Source organism: Paenibacillus zeirhizosphaerae (assembly GCF_030705605.1).
GTDB lineage: Bacteria > Bacillota > Bacilli > Paenibacillales > Paenibacillaceae > Paenibacillus > Paenibacillus zeirhizosphaerae.
The window spans coordinates 99482-120606 of record NZ_JAPCKK010000014.1 but is presented as its reverse complement, the minus strand read 5'-3'; the positions used below and the strand labels follow the sequence as shown (position 1 = coordinate 120606).

General features: G+C 51.6%; 23 protein-coding genes. 22 read left to right on the top strand and 1 reads right to left on the bottom strand.

The window, feature by feature from the left end; genetic code table 11:
• The first annotated feature begins 27 nt into the window (after positions 1–27).
• From OIN60_RS07600 to OIN60_RS07560, 9 genes are all read left to right on the top strand, one after another.
• Positions 28–1116, top strand: coding sequence for a prephenate dehydrogenase (locus tag OIN60_RS07600; protein ID WP_305754261.1), 1089 nt, complete (start codon positions 28–30; stop codon positions 1114–1116).
• A 395-nt stretch (positions 1117–1511) separates the two neighbouring features.
• Complete coding sequence (locus tag OIN60_RS07595; RefSeq protein WP_305754633.1) at positions 1512–2105, top strand: RNA polymerase sigma factor; 594 nt, start codon at positions 1512–1514, stop codon at positions 2103–2105.
• A gap of 20 nt (positions 2106–2125) precedes the next feature.
• On the top strand, positions 2126–2716 hold the full coding sequence (locus OIN60_RS07590; RefSeq protein ID WP_305754260.1) for an anti-sigma factor: 591 nt from the start codon (positions 2126–2128) through the stop codon (positions 2714–2716).
• A 54-nt stretch (positions 2717–2770) separates the two neighbouring features.
• A complete protein-coding gene (locus OIN60_RS07585) occupies positions 2771–3346 on the top strand; it encodes a histidine phosphatase family protein (protein WP_305754259.1) in 576 nt (191 codons plus the stop codon).
• Between the two features lie 249 nt (positions 3347–3595).
• Positions 3596–4702 carry a hypothetical protein gene (locus tag OIN60_RS07580; RefSeq protein WP_305754258.1) on the top strand — a complete coding sequence of 369 codons (1107 nt, stop codon included), beginning with the start codon at positions 3596–3598 and terminating at the stop codon, positions 4700–4702.
• 56 nt (positions 4703–4758) lie between these two features.
• Positions 4759–5262: a gamma carbonic anhydrase family protein gene (locus tag OIN60_RS07575; RefSeq protein WP_370872449.1), complete on the top strand. Its 504-nt coding sequence runs from the start codon at positions 4759–4761 to the stop codon at positions 5260–5262.
• 24 nt (positions 5263–5286) lie between these two features.
• A complete protein-coding gene (locus OIN60_RS07570; RefSeq protein ID WP_305754257.1) occupies positions 5287–5466 on the top strand; it encodes an IDEAL domain-containing protein in 180 nt (59 codons plus the stop codon).
• A 145-nt stretch (positions 5467–5611) separates the two neighbouring features.
• Positions 5612–6244, top strand: a complete 633-nt coding sequence (locus OIN60_RS07565) for a DUF1405 domain-containing protein (RefSeq protein WP_305754256.1) — start codon at positions 5612–5614, stop codon at positions 6242–6244.
• A gap of 87 nt (positions 6245–6331) precedes the next feature.
• The gene (locus OIN60_RS07560; RefSeq protein ID WP_305754255.1) at positions 6332–7171 is read left to right on the top strand and encodes a sporulation protein YpjB; all 840 of its coding nucleotides are present in this window, start codon (positions 6332–6334) and stop codon (positions 7169–7171) included.
• 226 nt (positions 7172–7397) lie between these two features.
• On the opposite strand, the gene OIN60_RS07555 is transcribed toward OIN60_RS07560, so the two are convergent.
• Positions 7398–8267 carry a YitT family protein gene (locus OIN60_RS07555; RefSeq protein WP_305754254.1) on the bottom strand — a complete coding sequence of 290 codons (870 nt, stop codon included), beginning with the start codon at positions 8265–8267 and terminating at the stop codon, positions 7398–7400.
• A gap of 160 nt (positions 8268–8427) precedes the next feature.
• On the opposite strand from OIN60_RS07555, the gene OIN60_RS07550 reads away from it, so the two are divergent.
• The 13 genes from OIN60_RS07550 to dinG all read left to right on the top strand — a co-directional run bounded on the left by OIN60_RS07550 (position 8428) and on the right by dinG (position 21105).
• Positions 8428–8757 carry a nucleotide pyrophosphohydrolase gene (locus tag OIN60_RS07550; RefSeq protein WP_305754253.1) on the top strand — a complete coding sequence of 110 codons (330 nt, stop codon included), beginning with the start codon at positions 8428–8430 and terminating at the stop codon, positions 8755–8757.
• Positions 8758–8810: 53 nt separating this feature from the next.
• Positions 8811–9341 (top strand): tetratricopeptide repeat protein, encoded by a 531-nt coding sequence (locus OIN60_RS07545; protein ID WP_305754252.1) that lies wholly within the window; start codon positions 8811–8813, stop codon positions 9339–9341.
• A gap of 33 nt (positions 9342–9374) precedes the next feature.
• Positions 9375–10178 carry a 4-hydroxy-tetrahydrodipicolinate reductase gene (gene dapB / locus OIN60_RS07540; protein ID WP_305754251.1) on the top strand — a complete coding sequence of 268 codons (804 nt, stop codon included), beginning with the start codon at positions 9375–9377 and terminating at the stop codon, positions 10176–10178.
• Positions 10179–10240: 62 nt separating this feature from the next.
• Positions 10241–10672: a methylglyoxal synthase gene (gene mgsA, locus OIN60_RS07535; protein WP_305754250.1), complete on the top strand. Its 432-nt coding sequence runs from the start codon at positions 10241–10243 to the stop codon at positions 10670–10672.
• On the top strand, positions 10672–11364 hold the full coding sequence (gene bshB1, locus OIN60_RS07530; protein WP_305754249.1) for a bacillithiol biosynthesis deacetylase BshB1: 693 nt from the start codon (positions 10672–10674) through the stop codon (positions 11362–11364). Before mgsA ends, bshB1 begins: the two co-directional genes overlap by 1 nt.
• 61 nt (positions 11365–11425) lie before the next feature.
• Positions 11426–12589 carry an N-acetyl-alpha-D-glucosaminyl L-malate synthase BshA gene (gene bshA, locus OIN60_RS07525; RefSeq protein WP_305754248.1) on the top strand — a complete coding sequence of 388 codons (1164 nt, stop codon included), beginning with the start codon at positions 11426–11428 and terminating at the stop codon, positions 12587–12589.
• A gap of 50 nt (positions 12590–12639) precedes the next feature.
• Positions 12640–13926: a CCA tRNA nucleotidyltransferase gene (locus OIN60_RS07520; protein ID WP_370872430.1), complete on the top strand. Its 1287-nt coding sequence runs from the start codon at positions 12640–12642 to the stop codon at positions 13924–13926.
• On the top strand, positions 13913–14890 hold the full coding sequence (locus tag OIN60_RS07515; RefSeq protein WP_305754247.1) for a biotin--[acetyl-CoA-carboxylase] ligase: 978 nt from the start codon (positions 13913–13915) through the stop codon (positions 14888–14890). The genes OIN60_RS07520 and OIN60_RS07515 overlap by 14 nt, the downstream gene beginning before the upstream one ends.
• Before the next feature lie 270 nt (positions 14891–15160).
• Entirely contained in the window at positions 15161–16036 is an 876-nt protein-coding gene (gene panB, locus OIN60_RS07510) for a 3-methyl-2-oxobutanoate hydroxymethyltransferase (protein WP_305754246.1), read from the top strand.
• Positions 16033–16935 carry a pantoate--beta-alanine ligase gene (panC, locus tag OIN60_RS07505; RefSeq protein WP_305754245.1) on the top strand — a complete coding sequence of 301 codons (903 nt, stop codon included), beginning with the start codon at positions 16033–16035 and terminating at the stop codon, positions 16933–16935. The genes panB and panC overlap by 4 nt, the downstream gene beginning before the upstream one ends.
• On the top strand, positions 16928–17311 hold the full coding sequence (gene panD, locus OIN60_RS07500; protein ID WP_305754244.1) for an aspartate 1-decarboxylase: 384 nt from the start codon (positions 16928–16930) through the stop codon (positions 17309–17311). The genes panC and panD overlap by 8 nt, the downstream gene beginning before the upstream one ends.
• Before the next feature lie 134 nt (positions 17312–17445).
• On the top strand, positions 17446–18075 hold the full coding sequence (locus OIN60_RS07495) for a tetratricopeptide repeat protein (protein ID WP_305754243.1): 630 nt from the start codon (positions 17446–17448) through the stop codon (positions 18073–18075).
• 150 nt (positions 18076–18225) lie between these two features.
• Positions 18226–21105, top strand: coding sequence for an ATP-dependent DNA helicase DinG (gene dinG, locus OIN60_RS07490; protein ID WP_305754242.1), 2880 nt, complete (start codon positions 18226–18228; stop codon positions 21103–21105).
• Positions 21106–21125 lie beyond the last annotated feature (20 nt).

The window sequence follows — 21125 nt, the reverse complement described above, 5'->3', positions numbered from 1 at the left end:
TAATAACGCAGATAGGAAACGATATTCATGAAAATTGCTATATTCGGGGTAGGGCTGATTGGCGGATCGCTTGCGCTTTGCTTTAAAGGCAAACCGGGCATCACCGTTGTTGGCCACGCCCATCTTCCTGAATTATTGGAACCGATGGTCAGCCGCGGAGTCGTCGACTCTGCGACCCTGTCTGTCGAGCAAGCGGCGCTGGATGCCGATTTCATATTTCTGTGTGTGCCTGTTGGACAGCTTGAGCACTACCTGCTGCTGCTAAGCAAGCTTCCGCTGAAACAAGGTTGCATTATCAGCGATGTGGGAAGCACCAAGCAATCGATTACGACGCTTGCGGAGAAGATCACGTGGGACGGCGTATATTTTATCGGAGGCCATCCGATGGCGGGTTCGGAGCGTTCGGGCATTACCGCTGCTTCTGCCGTCTTGTTTGAGAACGCCTATTACGTACTTTCACCGGTCGCAGGTGTTCCTGAGGCGGTGTGCCAATCCCTTGAAAGGCTGCTGCAGTATACTGGTGCGCAGATTGTAAGAGTGGAGCCGGGAATGCATGATGATATCGTAGGGGCGATCAGCCATCTTCCTCATATCATAGCCGCCTCTCTGGTGAATCAGGTGCGCAGGCATAATGAGGAGAACGAATTCTACCGTGTTCTTGCGGCGGGCGGCTTCAGAGACATTACGCGGATCGCTTCAAGTGATCCGATTGTCTGGCGCGATATTTTGCTCAGCAACAGGGATGTGCTGCTGGGTCTGCTGCAGGAATGGAATGAGCAGATTGAACGGTTTACACGTCTGTTGGTTGAGCGGGACGGCGAGGGTATTGCGGATGAGTTCAGAGCAGCCGGTGCATTTCGCAGTGAGCTTCCAGAGCGGCGCAAAGGGATGATCACTCCTTTATTTGATCTGTATATCGATGTGCCGGATACGCCGGGCATTATTGGCCAAATCGCAACTCTGCTAGGGGATCACCGGATTAACCTTAGCAACATGCAGATTATAGAGAGCAGAGAGGATGTACCTGGCATCCTGAGATTATCCTTCAGACAGGAAGACAACTGGGAAAAAGCTAAAAAGCTGCTGAGCGAGCAGAGCTATCACGTGGTTGTGTAAATGAAGCGGAAGAAGCCGGAAACAGGGAAAGAAGCTGTTGTTCCGGCTTTTTTAGCAAAAAAGAAAACGCTTTAAAAAATCGTTGACAAAATGAAAACGGATACATATAATAAAAGTACAGTATGGTTTCTCTCCACTCCTATCCTTTAACTGCACTACTTGAAACATAGTAGTAACCACTTAGGTTCTGGCCTAGGTGGTCTTTTTTTGCTTTTTTTTCGTGAAAATGGGACTCGAAATTTTTCAACTTTTAGATTGCAGCTAATATATGGTACAATGAGTGAGGAAAATTTTGAACACATGATACATCGCAACTTTTACAAACCTGTTCGGTAATACATATAAAGAATCGGACGGGGAAGAGGCACATGGGCGAGGAGGGTCTCACTCGGATGATGACGGATTCCCAGTTGATTCATGAGATTAAGCAAGGGAATGTTGAATTATATTCACATTTAATGAGAAGGTATCAACGAAAGATTCTGGCTTTCGTGTACCATATGCTAAAAAGCTCAGGGCTTGAAATGATGGCCGAGGATTTGTGCTCGGAAACCTTTTACAAGGCTTATCGGAGCCTTCACTCTTTTCGGGAGGTGGACGCCTCATTTTCAACCTGGTTGTATACCATTGCACGTAATACGGTGCTCAGTGAGCTCCGTAAGCAGCGCAGCGGCAGCGTGCCGCTAGAGGAAAGCGGATATACCCCGATTGCCCCTATTGAGGCTATACCTGAGCAGGCGATATTAAGAACCGAGCAAGTGGAAATGGTACGTGAAGCGATCAAGAATCTTCCGGAAAAGCAGCGCTCCGCGTTAATTCTACGCGAATATGATCAACTGGACTATCAGGAGATTGCCAAAGTGCTCGGACAAACCGTAAGTGCGGTCAAATCACTTTTGTTCAGGGCACGTTCAAGTGTGAAGAATCAATTGGAGCCTTATCTATATGACCCCCTATTTGAGGAAAGGGAAGGAATGAGCAGCCGATGAAATGCAGGGAGGCTAAGGAATTGTTCGGTGTTTTGAACGATCTGCCCGAACAAGACCCGCGTCGCAAAATGGTGGAAGACCATAATGCGAACTGCGAGCGCTGTTCGGCAGAATGGTCGGGCTGGCAGCTCAGCCGCTCGGCTATGCTTCAATTTCCCGAAGAAGTGACGGAGGAACAGGCGGAGAGCGTCAACCGCCGGGTCATGGAGCGGATTTATGCTGAATCGCCTTGGCTTGTGCCAGGTGAAAACCGTCGCTCCCGGGTGAGTCCGGCATTGCGTAGATCCATTTCGGCTTGGATAGCTGGCTTCCTGGCCGTCTTTCTGTGCAGTTTTTTGGTTTTAACGATGAGTAGCAGTCCGTCAGGGAGTACCCAGGGTCAGGCCTTTACCGAGGCACAGCAGTCGGGCTTACTGCCGACGGGAGTAGCTGGGGCCAATTCTGTGTCTGACAGCATAGAGGTGGTCATTCCGGAGCCGACATATGGTATTATGGAACCGCAAATCGGGAATATCGTCCCAACCTATCCGGGGTATTGGATGGTACTGTCCTTCCTTGCGGTAGCCCTGGCATTGTTGTCGATCGGCTGGGTGCACCGCGTAAGAAGATAGAATGCAGAATAAGACTACAGCTCATACAAGTAGCGGGAACGTGAGGGAAGCAGCATGCTGTTGGGTCTAATTAGACACGGTTTAACAGATTGGAATGTGCTTGGGAGAATTCAGGGCCAGAGTGATATTCCATTGAATGAAGAAGGCCGGAAGCAGGCAAGATTGCTTGGTGCCCGTTTGCAAAAGGAACCGTACAAATGGAATGCGGTAGTGACCAGCAGTCTATCCCGTGCCCAGGAGACGGGAGAAATTATTGCCTCTATGCTGGGTATAGAGATACTGGAACCGGATGCTCGTCTGATGGAGAGATCTTTCGGTCAAGCGGAAGGGCTGACTCAGGCGGAACGGGAAGAAAAGTGGGGCGTTGACTGGCATCTGCTGGAGCTAGGCCAGGAGAGTGACGAAGCAATGAGACTGAGAGGGCTGGCCTTTCTCCATGCCGTATGGGAAGAGAATCGGGACCGCAACTTGCTGGTTATCTCCCATGGAGCTTTTCTTGCCCAAATGTTCAAGGCGCTCTATGAGGATAAGTATACAGAAAGAATCGGTAATCTTTCGTTAACCATTCTAGAGCGGCAGGACATCGATTGGGCTCCTGTGCTTTATAACTGCACGAAGCACCTTCTTTAAAGGGGATATCTCCAAGCGGATTTTCTGCCGGGGATCATCCCCTTTATTTTTTGTAGATACACAGGTCGAGGACAGAGGCTGAACTTGCTTCCCGTTCTCGGCCTTTTTGAATTCATAGATATGGACATTCACTGTTTATGGATAAATTTAGGTTTAGAAAGCCAGCAATCGGTCAAAGCTGTTTCTAGACAGCACAGATCACCGGAGTTTGGCAGAAACCATCTGGAGGGCGGCGGGGGCTATGATACTATGAATCTGGCGGATATGCTAACTTATGCCGACATCGGCCAACTAAATAGGATTGCCAGCCACTACGAATGCGAATGCAAGCCGAATTCCAAGCATGAATTAATCCAGGGTATTCTTACAAAGCTGGGGAGGCGTGAGTTTTTTGCACAACAGGTGCAGGCATTGCCGCTGCCATACCGAAGGTTTCTGAATACACTGCTGTTTGATGAACGGCCCTATTTCAGCATGGAAGAGCTGGTCGCGGCTGCCAGGCAGGCCCTGGATGAGCAGACGGAAATCACACCACGGGAAATCGTAGCACGCCTTCGCAGTGCCGGCTGGCTCTTCAACGGCTCCACCCATCAGACCCGCTATCTGTATCAAGTGCCTGCTGATTTAAAGCAGCGTCTAAGCGAAGTGACCAGGCAGCAGATGCGGGAAATGATCGTGAGTACGGACGAGCCTGCGATATACAGAGATGAAGGGCATCTGCTGGGGGAAGATTTAAAGCTTATGCTGCGGTTCATCAGTTCACATGAAGTTGTGCTGAACCCGGAAGGTGTAATGTACCGGCGTACTCAGCAGCAAGTGATGGAGCATCTGCATGTTGCTGAACCTTTGCTCGGCAAAGGGGGCTGGCGTTTCGGTTATGGAATGTTTTTCAAGAATTATCCAGACCGTTTCGCCCTGATGTATGATTATGCCTTTCACCGTAAATGGATTGCCGAAGCAAACGGCCTCCTTGTATTGACGGCAAAAGGGGAGGAAGCGCTTGATATGTCGACTGAGGAAGAGTTGGTACAGTTATTCAGGTTTTGGTTAAGACTGTATAAAGGGGCGGTGCCCAATATATCATCTCTCATATATTGGACCTCTGTTTGTGCAAAATCCTGGGTATCCAAGGCTTCTTTGTTCGAACAAATCGGCCCTTTCATCAAGCCTTTTTACTATGACACATCTGAAGCCGTCTTTGATAAAAGAATCATCCGTCTGCTGATGCATTTCGGTATGATCCGCCTCGGTGAACATCCGACGGCAGGGACCGTTCTACAGATGACGGCGTGGGGAATGATGACGGCGAGCTGCTGCAGCCCGTCCGTGAGCCGCATAGGAGTCAAGAAAGTTTGACAATACTGCAGCGTATTGCTAGAATCACACCCAAAACGGAAGGGTGGATTCATATTATGATGGCTTATCAAGGAAAGTGGCCCACGCTTCATCCATCGGTATATACAGCCGAAGGAACCCGGATTATCGGTGATGTTACGATCGGCAAGGATTGCTCCGTATGGTTCAATGCCGTTCTGCGCGGGGATATGGCGCCGATTACGATCGGCGACCGGAGCAATATTCAGGATGGGGTCATCGGCCATGTCAATACGAACCAGCCGCTGATGGTGTCGGAAGACGTATCCGTCGGTCATGGGGCGATCATTCATGGCTGCATGATCGGCAAGGGCACATTGATTGGAATGGGGGCTATTGTACTGAACGGTGCGGCCGTTGGTGAATATGCTTTAATAGGAGCGGGATCACTTGTAACTGAAAATACACGTATTCCTCCCTACACCCTTTCACTTGGAAGCCCTGCAAGAGTGGTAAGAGAATTAACGGAAGCCGATTTGAAGCGGATGGCGGATACAACGTTAAACTATGTGGCAAAAGGAAGAGCATATAAAAACCCTTGAGAACCTTGTTTGGAGGTGCATCCTATGGATAAAATGAAGGTTACTTATGAAGTCATGCTTGGTCTGTCGGCGGAGTTGGTACTGGATGAGGCATTGCGCCGGTATAAAAGCGACAAGCTGTACCGCGAAATTGACGAGGCGCTTGCTTCCAAGGATGAGGTAGCTTTCCGAACTCTTACGGATGAACTGAAAGCGTTGATTTAACGGAACTTACAGTCATGCGCTTGCGATTCGAAGCCAGTCACAGTAAAATAAAGTGGTTATGAAACCTGATCGCTCATGCGATTGGGTTTCTTTTGGTACATAGATCAATTTGTATATCGCTTGAGTGACTGGAGGTCTGAAGTAATTGTCCATATCCTTTTTGTGGAGCGGAGAGCTGTTGCTGAACCGCTATTTTTTGTGGTTGCTCTTCTGGAGCAATTTGTTGGGGACGATAGGAGGCTATGTCTGGTATGACGACCAGCTTGCGTATACTTGGGAGCGTTATCCTCACTGGCTGATTGTATTTGTTCCTGACAGTCCCACCGCGAGCCTGTTTTTTACCATCGCTCTGCTGTTTCTGCTGTATCCTCCTGTCAGCAGAGGGTGGATGGGTATCAGGCATCTGATGGAAGGACTGGCTGTCGTGACCAGTGTAAAATATGGCATTTGGGCATCGGCCATCATCTTCGCAGGCGCGTCGCAAGGGGATATCATCGGTCCGCTTGATTGGATGCTTGTCGCCTCTCACACGATTATGGCGGTGGAGGCGCTACTGTATATCCGCTTTTTTGCGGTGCGCTCCGCTGGCCTGACTGTGGCTTTGCTGTGGACGCTGCTGAACGATCTGATAGATTATACCTACGGGATCAATCCTTGGCTGCCGCGTGAGCTGTTTGACGATGTGCCTGCTGTCCGTAATTTCACGGTAGCTCTTACGCTGGGCAGCGCGGCTGCCTGCTGGCTGGTGATGATCCTGTCGCGGAAACGGGAGGGCTGATGCTGGATTACCGATCAGCCTGCCGCTTCAGCTTTCAGTTCTAGGCCATTCCTTCCTGCCATACAGATAGGGTAGGAGGGATGTCCAATGAACGGTGTTGCCGGTACGATTCGGACGCTGCTGTGTGCGGTGCTTCTGTTCGTTTTGTTGCCTCAAGCGGTTTCTGACGCCTACGAAGCGTCCTCGCCATCATCCGCCGATCAACAACAGCAGCAGGCGCTGGACCAGGCAGCGGCTGCTTTATATAAGCATGCCAAAGAAGGGAATATCGTACAAGTCCGCCACCGTCTGGCGGAGGTCACACAGTTGTTCGGTAGCGGAGGTGTTCAGAAATCCATGTCGGTGGAAGGGATTCATGCCTTTTCCGGAGCCATTCTGGACGTCCAGGAAGCGGTAAACGCGGCTGGAATATCCCCGGATGCTGTCATTCAGGCCGCTGCAAGCTTGAGACTGGCGGCGGATGTGCTGGCCCACCCCAGGCAGCCGTTATGGCAGCAGTATTACAAAATAATAAATGAGGACTTAAAAGAAGCGGAGAGCCAGTTCGCAAGAGGGAGTACTTCCGGATTTGTTGAAGCTGTGGAGCGATTGGAGGAACATTACAATACGATAAGGCCAGCCGCTATGATCAGCAGGCCGCCGTCCGCTGTGAACCGGACTGACTCGTGGCTTTCCTATGTTAAGGGAGCGGGCGTAAATCCTCATTCTGACCCGGCTGCTGTCAAGGCAGCACTTAACTCAGGCCGTGAAACGCTGAATGGATTGTTCGGCCGTGAGAGGGATGCAGCGGCCTTTGGCCCGTTCATGCAGACGGCGGACGAAGAGGCCGTGAAATGGTTGATCGGATGTCTCATTTTGGCCGCTCTCGTCTATGCTGGCTTCCGCAAGTATCGGGCGGAGCATGGGTTTTTCCCGCCCACCCGCTGAGAAGGCTTGCAGCAAAGGGGGCGCTCTAAAAGGGAATTTTTCAGCGGTAAGTTAAAAAGGCCAGGAACAGAGCAACTTGCTTCTGTTCTTGGCCTTTTTGTTGAAGGGAAATTCACCGTGATTTGACCCGGATTTTTTGGTTGTTTGGGCAGGGATATGCGCGCCGCAGCTCCGAGAACGAAGCGATTGGAGAAATGCTTCGTTCTCGGAGCATCCATGATCGGATCTATTCCTCGCGGAAGCCCTCCCCATGCACATCGTGCACATCGTTGATAATCACAAAAGCTTTAGAATCGACGGATTTGACAATCTGATGCAGTCTTCGCATTTCCTCTCTGGATACGACGCAATAAGCGACATATTTGGACTGTTTGGAATACGCGCCGATAGCCGGGATAATCGTCACTCCCCGTTCCATATCTCTTGTAACAATCTCCGCGATCTCATGAGCATAATCGCTGATAATCATGAACGCTCTGGCCGAGTAAGCCCCTTCCTGAATAAAATCAATCACTTTGGAGGCAATAAACACAGCGACCAGCGTGTAAAGAATTTTTTCCTTCGGGATGTACAGCAGGGATAGGCCGATGATGAGAATATCGATCCCCAGCAGCACCTGTCCCATGCTCCAGCCGAATTTGCGGTTAAAAATCCGGGCGACGATATCCGAGCCACCGGTCGTTCCGCCGAAACGGAAAACGATACCAAGTCCCCCTCCGAGCGTAACACCGGCATAGAGTGCCGCCAGAATAAAATCATGCTCTGTGGTAAACGGCTCGATCCAGCCGACGTCAATCAGCTTCTCAAACAGCCACAGAAAAAAAGTTAAAGATCCGATTCCGACACCTGTGTATACAATTTGGCGTCCGCCCAGTATTTTCCACCCGAGAAAAAACAGCGGAATATTCAGTATAAGGGTGGATAAGGAAGGCGGAATAGAGAAAGCGTAATTGAGCAGGACGGTGACTCCTGTTACGCCTCCTTCCATAAGCTGGTTAGGAATGATGAAGTACAGCAGCCCGAAGGCATACAGTGCGGTACCCAGCACAATGGGAATGACTTGCTTGAATTGTGAACCGATATTAAACCTTTTCAATGTTACCCCTCACAGCGACGTAGTATTCGATTACCAACAGCGATCTTGGCAATCTCACCCTAGTATACCTTGTTCTGCAGCGATTAAAAAATATTTGTTTTCAAAGTTCCTTTACGATAACATATGGATAAACCTTCACATCAAAGGAGATAAGGCTTTTATGGAAAAGACGCTTGCTGAGCTCCAGCGTGAGGTCGATCAATACATATCGCAATTCAAGGAAGGATACTTCAGTCCGCTGGCTATGCTGGCAAGAATGTCCGAGGAAGTCGGGGAGCTTGCCCGGGAAGTCAATCATTCCTTCGGCGAGAAGCCGAAGAAGAAGGACGAGGCTGACAATTCCATTGAACTGGAGCTTGGGGATATTCTGTTTATCACCATCTGTTTCGCCAATTCTCTGGGTATAGATCTGACGGAAGCCCATGACAAGGTTATGCATAAATTCAATACGCGGGATGCAGATCGCTGGACCAAGAAGGACACCGATTAGGCGCTCCTTACATATGCTGTACCAAACGGATTACCGGACGGAGGTGCAGCGTTATGAAGGCGGAAGAATATGTACAGAAAGCGTATTTCAGTATTCTGAGCAACGATTTTGAAGAGGCCATCCGATGGTTTGAGCAGGCGATTGCGGCCGAGCCCGACAATGCGGATTACCGCTTCCGCTGCTCTATTACTTATGCCCGCAGCAACCGCCTGGATCAGGCATTGGAGCATGCAAAATATGCGGTTAGGCTCGCTCCGGGACATGATGATTATAAAATTCACCTGAGAGCTCTTGAAGCCAGGCGCCTGGCCGGAGATGTGCGGAAAATGCTGTCCAGAAACGACTCATCGAAGGACCAGGCACGCATAAAGGCCATAAACATGCTTCGTGAGGCAGTGAATCTGGATCCGCTGTGCGCGGATGCTTATGTCCTGCTTGCCCTTGTGTATAGCGACCTGAATCAGTATGATGAGGCCCTGTCTGCTGCAGCGGAAGCCATAGCGCTTCTGCCCCAGGAGGAGCAGTTAATTCAGCTTCAGCGGGATCTGCTGAAACGCAAAAATGATAAGGGTTCAAAGAAATAGACTGTAATTTCCGCAGCATAAGGAGTTGTGAATATGACAGAAAAGATCAAAGTAGCGGTCGTTGGCGCCGGAGGAAGAATGGGCCGGGAGGTCGTAAAACTCGTACTTGAGGATGAGGGGCTGGAGCTGGCTGCAGCCGTGAACCGTTCACACACGGGAACGGATGCAGGCCTGCTGGTAGGCCTGCCGGAAGCGGGCATCAAGATTGTCGAAGACCTTGAAGGAGCGCTCAGGGAAAGCCGACCCCATGTTATGGTGGACTTTACGGCCCCTCAATCCGCGTATGCCCATACTACGCTGGCTATTGAGCTTGGGATCAGACCGGTCATGGGGACCACGGGCTTTACACCGGAGCAGATCGAAGAATTGGACAAGCAGTGCCGGATGCAGGGCATCGGGGGATTGATTGCTCCTAATTTCTCGATCGGGGTTATCTTGATGATGAAATTTGCTGCCCAGGCAGCTAAGTTTTTCCCTCATCTGGAGATTATAGAGACACATGGGGACCATAAGTTGGATGCTCCTTCCGGTACAGCCATTAAAACAGCGGAGCTGATTGCACAGAACCGTCAGGAACTGCGTCAGGGAAATCCCGCCGAGGAAGAGACAATTGATGGTGCGCGGGGCGGCTATTATCAAGGGTTCCGCATTCACAGCCTGAGGCTGCCGGGAGTATTTGCACAGCAGGAGGTCATATTCGGCGGCTTCGGACAATCCCTTAGGATCCGCCATGATTCCTATGAACGTGCGGGTTATATGCCTGGGGTCAAAATCGGAATTGAGAAAGTGATGAGCCATACGGGGCTTGTTTACGGATTTGAACACTTTATAGATTAAAATTTTGAAGAATGCGGAAAGAAAACGATAAGTTCGATACATTTGATGGGAGAGAGAGGAATATGTTAAAAATATCATTCATTGCCCATGACCGCAAAAAAGACGAGATGGTTAATTTCATAACCGCGTACGAGCATGTGTTCAAGGATCATCAATTGTATTCAACAGGCACTACAGGGCAGCGGATTATGGAAGCTACAGAATTGAAAATTCACCGTTACATGTCTGGCCCGCTGGGTGGGGATCAACAGATTGGAGCGATGGTGGCCCAGAATGATATGGACCTGATCATCTTCCTGCGTGATCCGCTGATGGCACAGCCGCACGAGCCGGATATCAGCGCACTCCTGCGCTTGTGTGACGTGCAGGGCATCCCCCTTGCGACGAACATTGCGACGGCCGAAATTTTGGTGAAGGCTTTGGACCGCGGGGACTTTGCATGGCGGGAGTTGGTTCACAAATACAAGCCGGGCATTCAAGAGGGGGAAGCGTAATGAGCCTGGACATTCTTATCTTCGGTGCTCATGCGGATGATGCCGAAATCGGGATGGCAGGCACGATCGCTAAGCATGCTGCAGCGGGTCTGAAGGTTGGAATCTGCGATCTGACCCGTGCAGAAATGTCCTCGAACGGTACGGTAGAGAGGCGGGCTGAGGAAGCCGAGGCCGCTTCTTCTGTACTCGGTCTTTCCGCACGCATTAATTTGGGTCTGCCGGACCGGGGCTTGTACATAACACCGGATCATGTGGCTGCTGTCACTGCGGAAGTACGCCGCCATGCTCCGAAGATAGTATTTGCGCCGTACTGGGAAGATCGTCATCCGGATCATGTGATGTGCAGCAGGCTGGTGGAAGAAGCGGTCTTTAACGCCAAGCTGCGCCGTTATATGCCGGAACTGCCGGCTGTCCGTGTGGAACAGCTCTATTTTTATTTTATCAATGATCTTGGCAAGGCTGATCTGATTGTGGATATAACAGGGTATTATAATATTAAAGAAAAAGCGCTTAGCTGCTACAGCTCTCAGTTTGAGCAGGGGGCTCCAGGAGCGGATGTGGTAGCTACTCCTCTTAATCAAGGATACGTAGAGCGGGTTAAAGCTCGTGACTCGCTGCTTGGTCAGCGGAATTTAGTTCCGTTTGCGGAGGGTTTTGCGGTGAAGTCCCCTTATAAAATTGAATTATTTTAAAGTATTGAAGCTTCAGAAGAATTGAAGCCTGATACCGAAAGGTGAAAGGGGGCTGTTGATCATGAATGACATGCTCAGAATCGGGATTACCTGTTACCCATCATTGGGAGGTTCCGGTGTAGTGGCTACTGAGCTGGGCAAGCTGCTGGCCGAGCAGGGCCATGAGGTGCATTTTATTGCAAACGGGATTCCGTTTAGATTAGGCGGGAACTTTCATAAAAACATTTTTTATCATGAAGTAGAGGTCAATGATTACTATGTATTCCGCTATCCGCCATATGATCTGTCGCTGGCGACGAAGATGGCTCAGGTCGCGAAGATGAAAAACCTTGACGTGCTTCATGTGCATTATGCGGTTCCTCATGCGGTATGCGCATTTCTGGCGAAACAGATGGTAGGAGATCGCTTGAAGGTCGTTACGACACTGCATGGAACCGATATCACGGTGCTGGCCCAGGACGAATCGCTGAAGGATCTGATCAGACTCGCCATTAACGAGAGCGATGCGGTTACGGCCGTATCCCAGGACCTGATCCGTGAAACGCGGGAAGTGCTTGATATTACGCGTGAGATCGATTTGACTTATAATTTTGTCGATAAAAGAGTGTATTATCCGCGGGAATCTTCTTCACTGCGCAGCGATTTCGCCACACCTGACGAGAAGATTATGATGCATATTTCGAATTTCCGCCCTGTAAAAAGGGTAGGCGATGTGCTTGAGGTGTTCGAAAAGGTGCAGCGGGAGCTTAAAGCCAAGCTGCTGTTCGTCGGCGAAGGCCCAGATCTTCCGAAAATACGCTGTAAAATCGAAGCGCTTGGCCTGGAAGACAAGGTGCATTTCATCGGCAAGCAGGATGATATCGCGCATGTGCTGTCGATGGCTGACGTGCTGATGCTGCCCTCGGAAAAGGAGAGTTTCGGGCTGGTTGCGCTCGAAGCGATGGCATGTGGGGTGCCTACAATCGGCTCCACCGCCGGGGGCATACCGGAGCTCGTCGTCCACGGGGAAACCGGTTATCTGGCTCCGATCGGGGATACAGAGCAAATGGCCGAATATGCGATTCGTCTGCTGACGGACGAACGGGAGGCCGCCAGACTACGCGAAGCCTGCTTGCGGCGGGCACAGACCATGTTCTGCAACGACAGGATCAGAAGACAATATGAAGAAATATATTACCGTGTATTAGGACGCGAGGTGCCTGGCCTGAAACCAGTGAATTGTTAAAGGCAACCGCGTCCGTTTTACGGATTACAGCAGTGAAGGTGGAATTGTTGATGGACGGTTGGCATAACGCGGACCCGGATATGGCCTTCGAGGCCACACGGGTCCTCGATCGGCTGATCAGCGCTGGCCATGAAGCTTATTGGGTTGGCGGCTGCGTACGCGATGAACTGCTCGGACGTTCCATTCAGGATATGGATCTGACGACTTCGGCTGAGCCCGATGAGGTGGTTGGACTGTTCGACAATGTTATTCCGACAGGGATTCAGCACGGTACGGTAACCGTGGTATCGGGAAGCTTTCCTTTTGAAGTGACGACGTTCCGGACAGAATCCGATTACGAGGATCATCGCCGTCCGCAGGATGTCAGGTTTGTGAAAGATGTGCGGGAAGATTTGCGGCGCCGCGATTTTACGATGAACGCCATGGCGTTGACAAGAGCTGGAGAGCTTGTGGACCCGTTCGGGGGGGAAGCCGATATCCGGAAGGGCCTGATCCGCTGTGTAGGCGAGGCGGAGGAGCGGTTTGAAGAAGACGCGCTGCGGATGCTCCGTTGCGTGCGCTTCGCCGCTGTCTTCGGCTTCCGGATCGCTCCGGCGACCTGGAAGGCGCTGCTGCGCAAACGGCAGCTTTTGCGTTATATTGCCATGGAACGGGTTCGGACGGAAATGGAGAAAATCATGAAAGGCCCTGACCCGTTGCGCGGGCTTGAGCTGCTGCGCAGAAGTGAGTTGCTGTCCTTTACGAAGACGGCAACACCCTGGCAGCGCATTTCTGCTTTTTCCCTTGGTGGGCTGAATGATCTTCCTGAGGAGCAACGCTGGGGACTGCTTTTGCTGGCGGGAGGCTTTGAACCTGAACAGGCTGATGTCGTGCTGCGGGATTGGACGTTCTCCAACGCATTCCGGGTGCGCATGCTGCGGCTGCTGGAGTGGGAGAGAGCCGTCGCGGCTGTTTCGCCATCTAGCGCCGATGAAGCGGGGCTGCGCCGGGAGTGGATTTCATGGCTGATCCGGTGGGGAAGGGAGACAGCGGCGGATTGGCTTGCCGTGAACGGGTCCCTGTCGCTGGAATATAGGCTGGTGGCCCATACTCGAGGGATTGTGAGCATGCTGGAAGCCAAGGGCAGGGACTGGACAGACGATACTTCGATTCAACAGATGAAGGATTTAAATATTACAGGCAATGACCTGCTGGGGGCATTGAACCGACGAGGCGGGCCATGGCTGGGCGAGCTGATGACGCGTCTCCTGCTGGCTGCGGCCTGCGGGGATATCGCCAATGAGAAAGAGCAGCTTATTGAGGAAGCAAAGCGGGTGACGGAAGTTGAAAAAGCATGAGCAGTTGTTGAATATGCTGGAGGCAGCAGGCGCTTCTCATACGTCTGGCGAGGAGATCAGCCGGATGCTCAATGTGAGCAGAACCGCGGTATGGAAGCACGTGAATAAGCTGCGTGAGCTTGGTTATGTTATTGAGGCATCGCCCCGGCTCGGTTATACGCTTGCCGCGAAGCCGGACAAGCTCAGTACAGATGCGCTGTCTGAAGCAATCCGGACGGATACCTTCGGGCGATGGCTGCACCTGTTCGAAACAACGGTGTCGACCCAGGAGGAAGCGATGCGTCTGGCGAAGCAGGGAGCCCCTGAAGGCTCGCTTGTGCTTGCGGAGGAGCAGACCGGAGGGCGAGGCAGGCAAGGCCGTAAATTTTTTTCCCCATCCGGCAAAGGAATATGGATGAGTGTCATTCTCCGCCCTCAGCAGCCGCTGCAGTATATGCCCCAGCTTACGCTGCTGGCGGGGGTTGCTGTCTGCAGAGCCGTAAGGCGTGTGACCGATGTGGAGGCTGTGATCAAGTGGCCGAACGATCTGCTGGTGGATGGGCGGAAAATATGCGGCATCCTGCTTGAATCGGCTGTGGAGGATCAAAGGGTCCGCTACTGTATTGCAGGGATCGGGATCGATGTGAATCTGGATGCTGATGATTATCCTGAGGAGCTGAAGCATGTCGCCACATCGCTGAAGGAGGCTGCCGGAACTCCCATCGACAGAACCGCCTTAATTGCGGCTGTCATGGAGGAACTGGAGGATCTGTACACGCTGTATAGACAGGAAGGATTTAAACCTATCGGCGTGTCATGGGAGGCGTTGTCAGCCACCGTAGGTCGACAGGTGTCCGTCAGGGATAATGGACAGGCGGTTGAAGGTACGGCGGAAGGGCTGGATGCATCAGGAGCCCTGCTTGTCCGGCGCACTGACGGCAGCCTTGTAACAGTCTTTTCCGGGGACATTCAAATTAATTCGTGAAAAATCCAACTCGATTTGTTATACTTTGCTGGAGGCGGTATCGGTTTGTTCCGAACTGCACTCCAGGGCAGTTTGCCCACAGACTTGACCACCATAGCTTCATTTGCTGGTTACGTTGGATTCTGCTCTGAGCCGAACAGGACCGAGACAGAAGGGACGATCGCGAGTGACTCTTTTTTGGCTGTTCGGACCTTTTTGACGCATACCTGAGATGCGTCTGCAAAAAGGTTTTTTTGCGTTTGTCCAAAAAAGAAGAAGGGAGCCATAAAGATGGCGGGAAAACAGGCGTTGAACATTGTGAAATTGAAAAAAATGAAAGAGGACGGCACCCCGATCAGCATGATCACCGCTTATGACTATCCGTCTGCCAGGCTGGCTGAAGAGGCAGGCGTTGATGTCATTCTGGTCGGTGATTCGCTTGGCAATGTTGTACTTGGGTACGACTCCACCATTCCGGTGACGCTGGACGATATGGTCTATCATACTAGGGCGGTGGCGCGAGGTGCCGAGCATACGTTTATCGTGGCTGATATGCCGTTTATGACATATCACGGAAGTGTACAGGAAAGCTTGGCCGGCATTAGACGGCTGATGCAGGAAGGCAGAGCTCATGCGGTCAAGATGGAGGGTGGCTCTGAAATAATCCCGGTCGTGCGGGCGGCTGTACAGGCGGGAGTGCCTGTTCTGGGACATATCGGTCTTACGCCGCAGTCTGTCAACCAAATCGGGGGTTACCGAATTCAAGGCAAGGACGCTGCGGATGCACGCAGACTGCTTGCTGATGCCAAGGCACTGGAGGAAGCGGGCGCATTCGGTATTGTGCTGGAACTGGTTACAGAAGAAGTGGCTACACTTATTTCCAAAGAGTTGTCTATTCCGACCATTGGCATTGGCGCAGGCCGCGGCTGCGATGGCCAGGTGCTGGTCTATCACGATGTGCTGCAATACGCATCCTCTTATAGACCGAAGCGGTTTGTTCAGACCTATGGAGACATTGGAACTTTAATCAAAGACAGCCTCGGTCGTTATGTGGCGGATGTGAAAGGACGAGCCTTTCCGGCTGAGCAGCATGTTTTTAATGCGGACGATGGTGTTATGGATACACTATACGGGAACCGTACTGAAAAGGTGGGGAACGGATCATGATTATCGTGAGAGACGTTCAACAATTGCGTTCTGCGGTGGCTTTACGCCGCCGTTCCCTGGGTACGGGAGAAGAAAAAAAGGTCGGTTTTGTCCCAACGATGGGTTATCTGCATGAGGGACACGCAAGCTTGATGCGCGCCGCCCGCGAGCAGAGCGATATTGTCGTGCTCAGCATATTTGTAAATCCTATTCAATTTGGGCCTAATGAAGATTTTGAAAGCTATCCGCGGGATGAGGAACGGGATGCGGCCCTAGCACGGCGAGAAGGTGTCGATATTCTGTTCATTCCGACCGTTGAAGTGATGTACCCGCAGCCGACTCACACCAAAATCCGGGTGTCGGGTCTGACAGACCGGCTGTGCGGAGCTTCACGACCAGGTCATTTTGACGGGGTAACCACCGTAGTCGCCAAGCTGTTCAACATGGTCCAGCCGGAATATGCATTCTTCGGTATGAAGGATGCCCAGCAGGTAGCTGTACTGCAGCAAATGGTTGCTGATCTGAACATGAATGTCGAAATTGTTCCCTGCCCGATCGTCCGCGAAAATGACGGCTTGGCACTCAGCTCGCGCAACGTGTATTTAAGCGAGGAGGAGCGGGAGCAGGCGCTCGTGCTGTCCCGTTCTCTGCGGGAAGCGCGCCAGGGGATATCGCAAGGAACTATTGCCAATGTGGGCGAGCTTCGTTCCTTCCTGGAGGCCGGGATCGCATCAGCGCCCCTTGCCCGTATTGATTATGTAGAGATCCTGACTTTTCCTTCGCTTGAGCCACTTGGGGCGGCAGAGCGGTTTGACGATATACAAGAAGATGTTATAGCTGCACTGGCTGTATTTTTCGGAAAAACACGCCTGATCGATAATATGAGACTTGAAAAAGCGGAGGTCCTTTCCCATGTTTAGAACGATGATGAAGTCCAAAATTCATCGTGCGACCGTAACGGAAGCCAACTTGAATTATGTGGGCAGCATAACGATAGATGAAAGCCTGATGGAAGCGGCGGATCTGCTGGAGAATGAAAAGGTGCAAATCGTCAATAATAACAACGGGGCCCGTCTGGAAACCTACGTAATCCCGGGACCGCGCGGGAGCGGCGTCATTTGTCTGAACGGGGCCGCAGCTCGTCTGGTGCAGCCTGGTGATACGGTCATTATTATATCCTACGCAGCCATGACGAATGAGGAAGCCAAGGACTATAAACCCACCGTTGTGTTTGTGGACGGGGACAACCGTCCGGTACAGACGATGCAGAAGGAAACACATGCGACGGTCATGTAATCGATGGGAGCGCGGATGAAAAGAGCTCTTTGGGCGAAAAATGTGACTGTACACTCACGGTGCTTCGCGCCGCAGGTCAGCAATGGCCGCAGTGGAGGAATCACTTTTTTTCCATGAAGGGTGGAATGCACAATATGTTCCGGCATGTATTCGCAGAAATGAACGGCATGTTAGATGAAATTGTGAAGCATTACCCTTCAGCTCAAGGTCCTCGCAAGGAGGAGCTGCTCCATAAATGGAACCTGCTCAGGCGCATGAGTGACTCCATTATGGATGAGTGGCTGGCTTTTGAAGAGAAGATGGGAAAACTGGCGGGAAGCGGCACTCTGCAATCCGTCAATGAATCGCCTATGCTTCCCGAAATGGGTCATGAAGCGTTTATCCGCGGACAAGGCTATTACAGGCTGATGATGTACCGGGAAGCGCTTGATCAGTTCGGAAAAGTTGCCAAATCTTATCCTGAAAGCCTGCTGACCCAAATGTATGCGGCTATGTCGCATATGCATTTGAGTCAGTTGGAGGAAGCGGAATCGTTGTTTCATTATTCCCTTGGCCTGACAGAGAGCAGCCAGATCAGGGCGGCTATTTACAACGCTCTTGGATGCATACGGGCGAAAAAGAATGAACCCGAGCAGGCTGTACAGTTTTTTGGGCTGGCGCTGCAGCTTGATCCTTCACTGAACGAAGCGAGCCATAATATGGAGGCATGTCGCTCGGACCCCGGGCGGCTGCGGTACAGCAGCCATTTTATGGCCTATATGTGAAGCGTAACGCTAATGAGCGATGCATACGTGCATCGCTTTTTGCTTGTTTCATGTTCAAAGCGCCCATCTTCTGATATGCTGTATTATAGGCCGGGTTCCCACCCGGTACCATTTTTGTATGATACGTTAAATGAGGGGATCAGGTTCAACATGAAATTTGCCGTATTGGATTTTGAAACGACAGGAACCCAGTCCGCAGATGATATCATTCAGGTTGGACTGGCTATTATAGATCATGATTATAGCATTTCACAGGTATATGCTTCCTATGTAAATCCGGGCCGACCGATTCCACCCTTTATAACAGGGCTTACAGGCATCACGGACGCGGACGTGGAGAAGGCTCCTTCTCTTGAGGACATGATGGTCGAGCTTGTTCCTCTGTTGAATGATGTTGTCCTCGTTGGACACAACGTCGCTTTTGATTTTAATTTTCTGCAAAGCGCGCTTGACCGTTGCGGCTATTTGCCGTTTAGCGGCCGGATTTTGGATACGATGGACTTTCTCAAGATTCTGTTTCCGTCCTTATCCTCCTATCAGCTCGGCTTTGTCTCGTCCGACTTTGGACTCGCTCATGACCGACCGCATCAGGCGGACAGCGATGCGCTTGCTACGGCTGAGGTTTTTCTGAAGTGTCTGGAGGAACTGAACTCGTTGCCTCTACTTACCGTACAGAGGCTCAGTGATTTATTCGCGGATGAGGACAGCGATCTGGCCTGGTATTTTGACGGAGTCAGGGAGCAGAAGGAAAGGGCACCGATCCAGGATCTGGAGGATGGCCACACCTATTACCGACAGTTCGCCCTTAAAGTAGAGGATTGGACGGAAATTGAGCTGCCGCGCAGTGAATCCGAAGACAATCCGCTGTCAGACATGAGCTTCGACGGATTTATGGAAGAAGTGCAGGGGCGGCTGCGGTCGTCCCTGTCTCATTACGAGGAGCGTGAGTCCCAGAATCAGATGATCGAAAGTGTGATGACAGCGCTCAGCGAAGGAAAGCATCTGTTGATTGAGGCCGGCACGGGCACGGGCAAATCACTTGGTTATATGCTTCCCTCACTGTACTATAGCGTGAAGAACGGTCAAAAAGTGATGATCAGCACACATACCATTAACTTGCAGGAGCAACTGCGGGAACGGGATATTCCACTGCTTGTACGCACGCTGCCGTTTTCGTTCCGGGCGGCTGTCTTCAAGGGTCGGGGTCATTATTTGTGTCTGCGGAAATTTGAACATAAAATAAACAGAAGAGATTTCGTGACCCCGAAGGAAGACCTGATCACGGCTGCGCAGATGATCGTCTGGCTTACGCAAACAGAAACCGGAGACGATGAGGAATTGAACCTCAGTAGCCGTGGCGGTGATTTCTGGGAAACGGTCGCCAGCGACTCGGACTCCTGCCTTGGCAGGCAATGCCCATGGTTCCGCAAATGCTACTATCATAGAGCGCGCCACGAGGCAGGAACCGCGGATGTGGTGGTCACCAACCATTCCAAGCTGTTCACGGATGTGAAAGCGAGCCATCAGCTACTTCCCGCTTACGACCATTTGGTCATTGACGAGGCGCATCATTTGGAAGAGGTGGCAGGCAAACATTTGGGTATCCATATGAAATATTTCACGTTCGTACACGCGCTAACCCGCTTGTTTAAGGACAGCAAGAACGGACAGCTCCCGGTTCTACGCCAGCAGCTCATGTCGTCAGGACATGAGAAAGCCGTCGAGTGGGCTTATGTGATCGACAGTCTGTATCCGCAGGTTGTGGAGGTTAAAGAGACCTGGGATAAGCTCAGCGACATGCTCTTCGGCATGCTGCCTGAACGAAGTGACGCCTCTCCCGGGGAGACGGGGCAGTTCTCAGCCCGCCTCAAGCCTTCCGCCAAACCGAAGGGCTGGGAGGAAGCGGAGCAGTTGGAGAACCAGATCTATGTTGGGCTCGGAGAAATCGTCCGCAGGGGAGACAGAATCCTGCAGGAGATCAAGGACGAGCAGGACGATTATGGGGCCGAGAGCCTCGTGACTGACATTACCGGGCTGTTTAAAGATTTGGCTGCTTTCCGTGACAGCCTTCGTTATTTTATTAAAATGGATGATCTGACGGCCGTGTACTGGCTTGAGGCCAGCGGACAATTTAAAGGGAAGTCACTGCAGTTTTACGCCGTCCCTGTAGACGTGAGCCAGCAGTTGAAGGACATGTTTTTTGACAAGAAAAAAAGCGTGGTGCTTACTTCTGCTACCTTGTCTGTGGATAAATCATTTCAATACATGATTGACCAGCTTGGCCTGCAGGAGGCCGCAGAAACAGGCGGACTGCTGACATCCCAGCTACCTTCTCCGTTCAACTATCGTGAGCAGGCGCTGCTTGTCATCCCGCGCGATTTCCCAAGCGTAAAAGGAACCGTTGGGGACGCCAGGTTCGTGGAAATGCTTGTTGACTCGCTGCGCTGCGCGGCTGAGGCGACGCAAGGCCGCATGCTTGTTCTCTTCACCTCTTACCGGATGCTCAAGCAGGTGTACGAACCGCTGAAGGAGACGCTTGCCGCCAGCGAAATTACCGTACTGGGGCAGGGGGTGGACAGCGGCAGCCGCAGTAAGCTGACGAGAAGGTTTCAGGAAGCCAAAGCGTCCGTTCTGCTGGGCACAAGCAGCTTCTGGGAAGGTGTGGATATTCCCGGAGAGGCATTGACATGTCTCGCTATTGTCAGACTGCCTTTTCAGCCTCCGAATAGCCCGCTGCTTGAGGCGAAGAGCGAGCTGCTGCAGCAACAGAAGAAGAATCCGTTCATGAAGCTATCCGTGCCGCAGGCGGTGATTCGCTTCAAGCAAGGATTTGGACGTTTGGTGCGTACGGCGAGTGACCGGGGGGTTGTTATCGTGTATGATACCCGTGTCATTGAGTCTTATTACGGAAAGCACTTCCTGTATTCTCTGCCTGGACCGAAAATAGAGCATATGCAGACCGAGCAGATGGTGCCCCGAATTGCCGAATGGCTTCATACGACGGAAACGGGACACTCAAGCTTTGAATAGATTATTTAGTCCGTTGGATT

Excerpts from the sequence above, each read along its gene's own strand:
- OIN60_RS07600 (WP_305754261.1), top strand. The coding sequence starts at position 28 with ATGAAAATTGCTATATTCGGGGTAGGGCTGATTGGCGGATCGCTTGCG.
- OIN60_RS07595 (WP_305754633.1), top strand. The coding sequence starts at position 1,512 with ATGACGGATTCCCAGTTGATTCATGAGATTAAGCAAGGGAATGTTGAA.
- OIN60_RS07585 (WP_305754259.1), top strand. The coding sequence starts at position 2,771 with ATGCTGTTGGGTCTAATTAGACACGGTTTAACAGATTGGAATGTGCTT.
- OIN60_RS07580 (WP_305754258.1), top strand. The coding sequence starts at position 3,596 with ATGAATCTGGCGGATATGCTAACTTATGCCGACATCGGCCAACTAAAT.
- OIN60_RS07575 (WP_370872449.1), top strand. The coding sequence starts at position 4,759 with ATGATGGCTTATCAAGGAAAGTGGCCCACGCTTCATCCATCGGTATAT.
- OIN60_RS07570 (WP_305754257.1), top strand. The coding sequence starts at position 5,287 with ATGGATAAAATGAAGGTTACTTATGAAGTCATGCTTGGTCTGTCGGCG.
- OIN60_RS07560 (WP_305754255.1), top strand. The coding sequence starts at position 6,332 with ATGAACGGTGTTGCCGGTACGATTCGGACGCTGCTGTGTGCGGTGCTT.
- OIN60_RS07550 (WP_305754253.1), top strand. The coding sequence starts at position 8,428 with ATGGAAAAGACGCTTGCTGAGCTCCAGCGTGAGGTCGATCAATACATA.
- OIN60_RS07545 (WP_305754252.1), top strand. The coding sequence starts at position 8,811 with ATGAAGGCGGAAGAATATGTACAGAAAGCGTATTTCAGTATTCTGAGC.
- dapB (WP_305754251.1), top strand. The coding sequence starts at position 9,375 with ATGACAGAAAAGATCAAAGTAGCGGTCGTTGGCGCCGGAGGAAGAATG.
- mgsA (WP_305754250.1), top strand. The coding sequence starts at position 10,241 with ATGTTAAAAATATCATTCATTGCCCATGACCGCAAAAAAGACGAGATG.
- bshB1 (WP_305754249.1), top strand. The coding sequence starts at position 10,672 with ATGAGCCTGGACATTCTTATCTTCGGTGCTCATGCGGATGATGCCGAA.
- bshA (WP_305754248.1), top strand. The coding sequence starts at position 11,426 with ATGAATGACATGCTCAGAATCGGGATTACCTGTTACCCATCATTGGGA.
- OIN60_RS07520 (WP_370872430.1), top strand. The coding sequence starts at position 12,640 with ATGGACGGTTGGCATAACGCGGACCCGGATATGGCCTTCGAGGCCACA.
- panB (WP_305754246.1), top strand. The coding sequence starts at position 15,161 with ATGGCGGGAAAACAGGCGTTGAACATTGTGAAATTGAAAAAAATGAAA.
- panC (WP_305754245.1), top strand. The coding sequence starts at position 16,033 with ATGATTATCGTGAGAGACGTTCAACAATTGCGTTCTGCGGTGGCTTTA.
- panD (WP_305754244.1), top strand. The coding sequence starts at position 16,928 with ATGTTTAGAACGATGATGAAGTCCAAAATTCATCGTGCGACCGTAACG.
- OIN60_RS07495 (WP_305754243.1), top strand. The coding sequence starts at position 17,446 with ATGTTCCGGCATGTATTCGCAGAAATGAACGGCATGTTAGATGAAATT.
- dinG (WP_305754242.1), top strand. The coding sequence starts at position 18,226 with ATGAAATTTGCCGTATTGGATTTTGAAACGACAGGAACCCAGTCCGCA.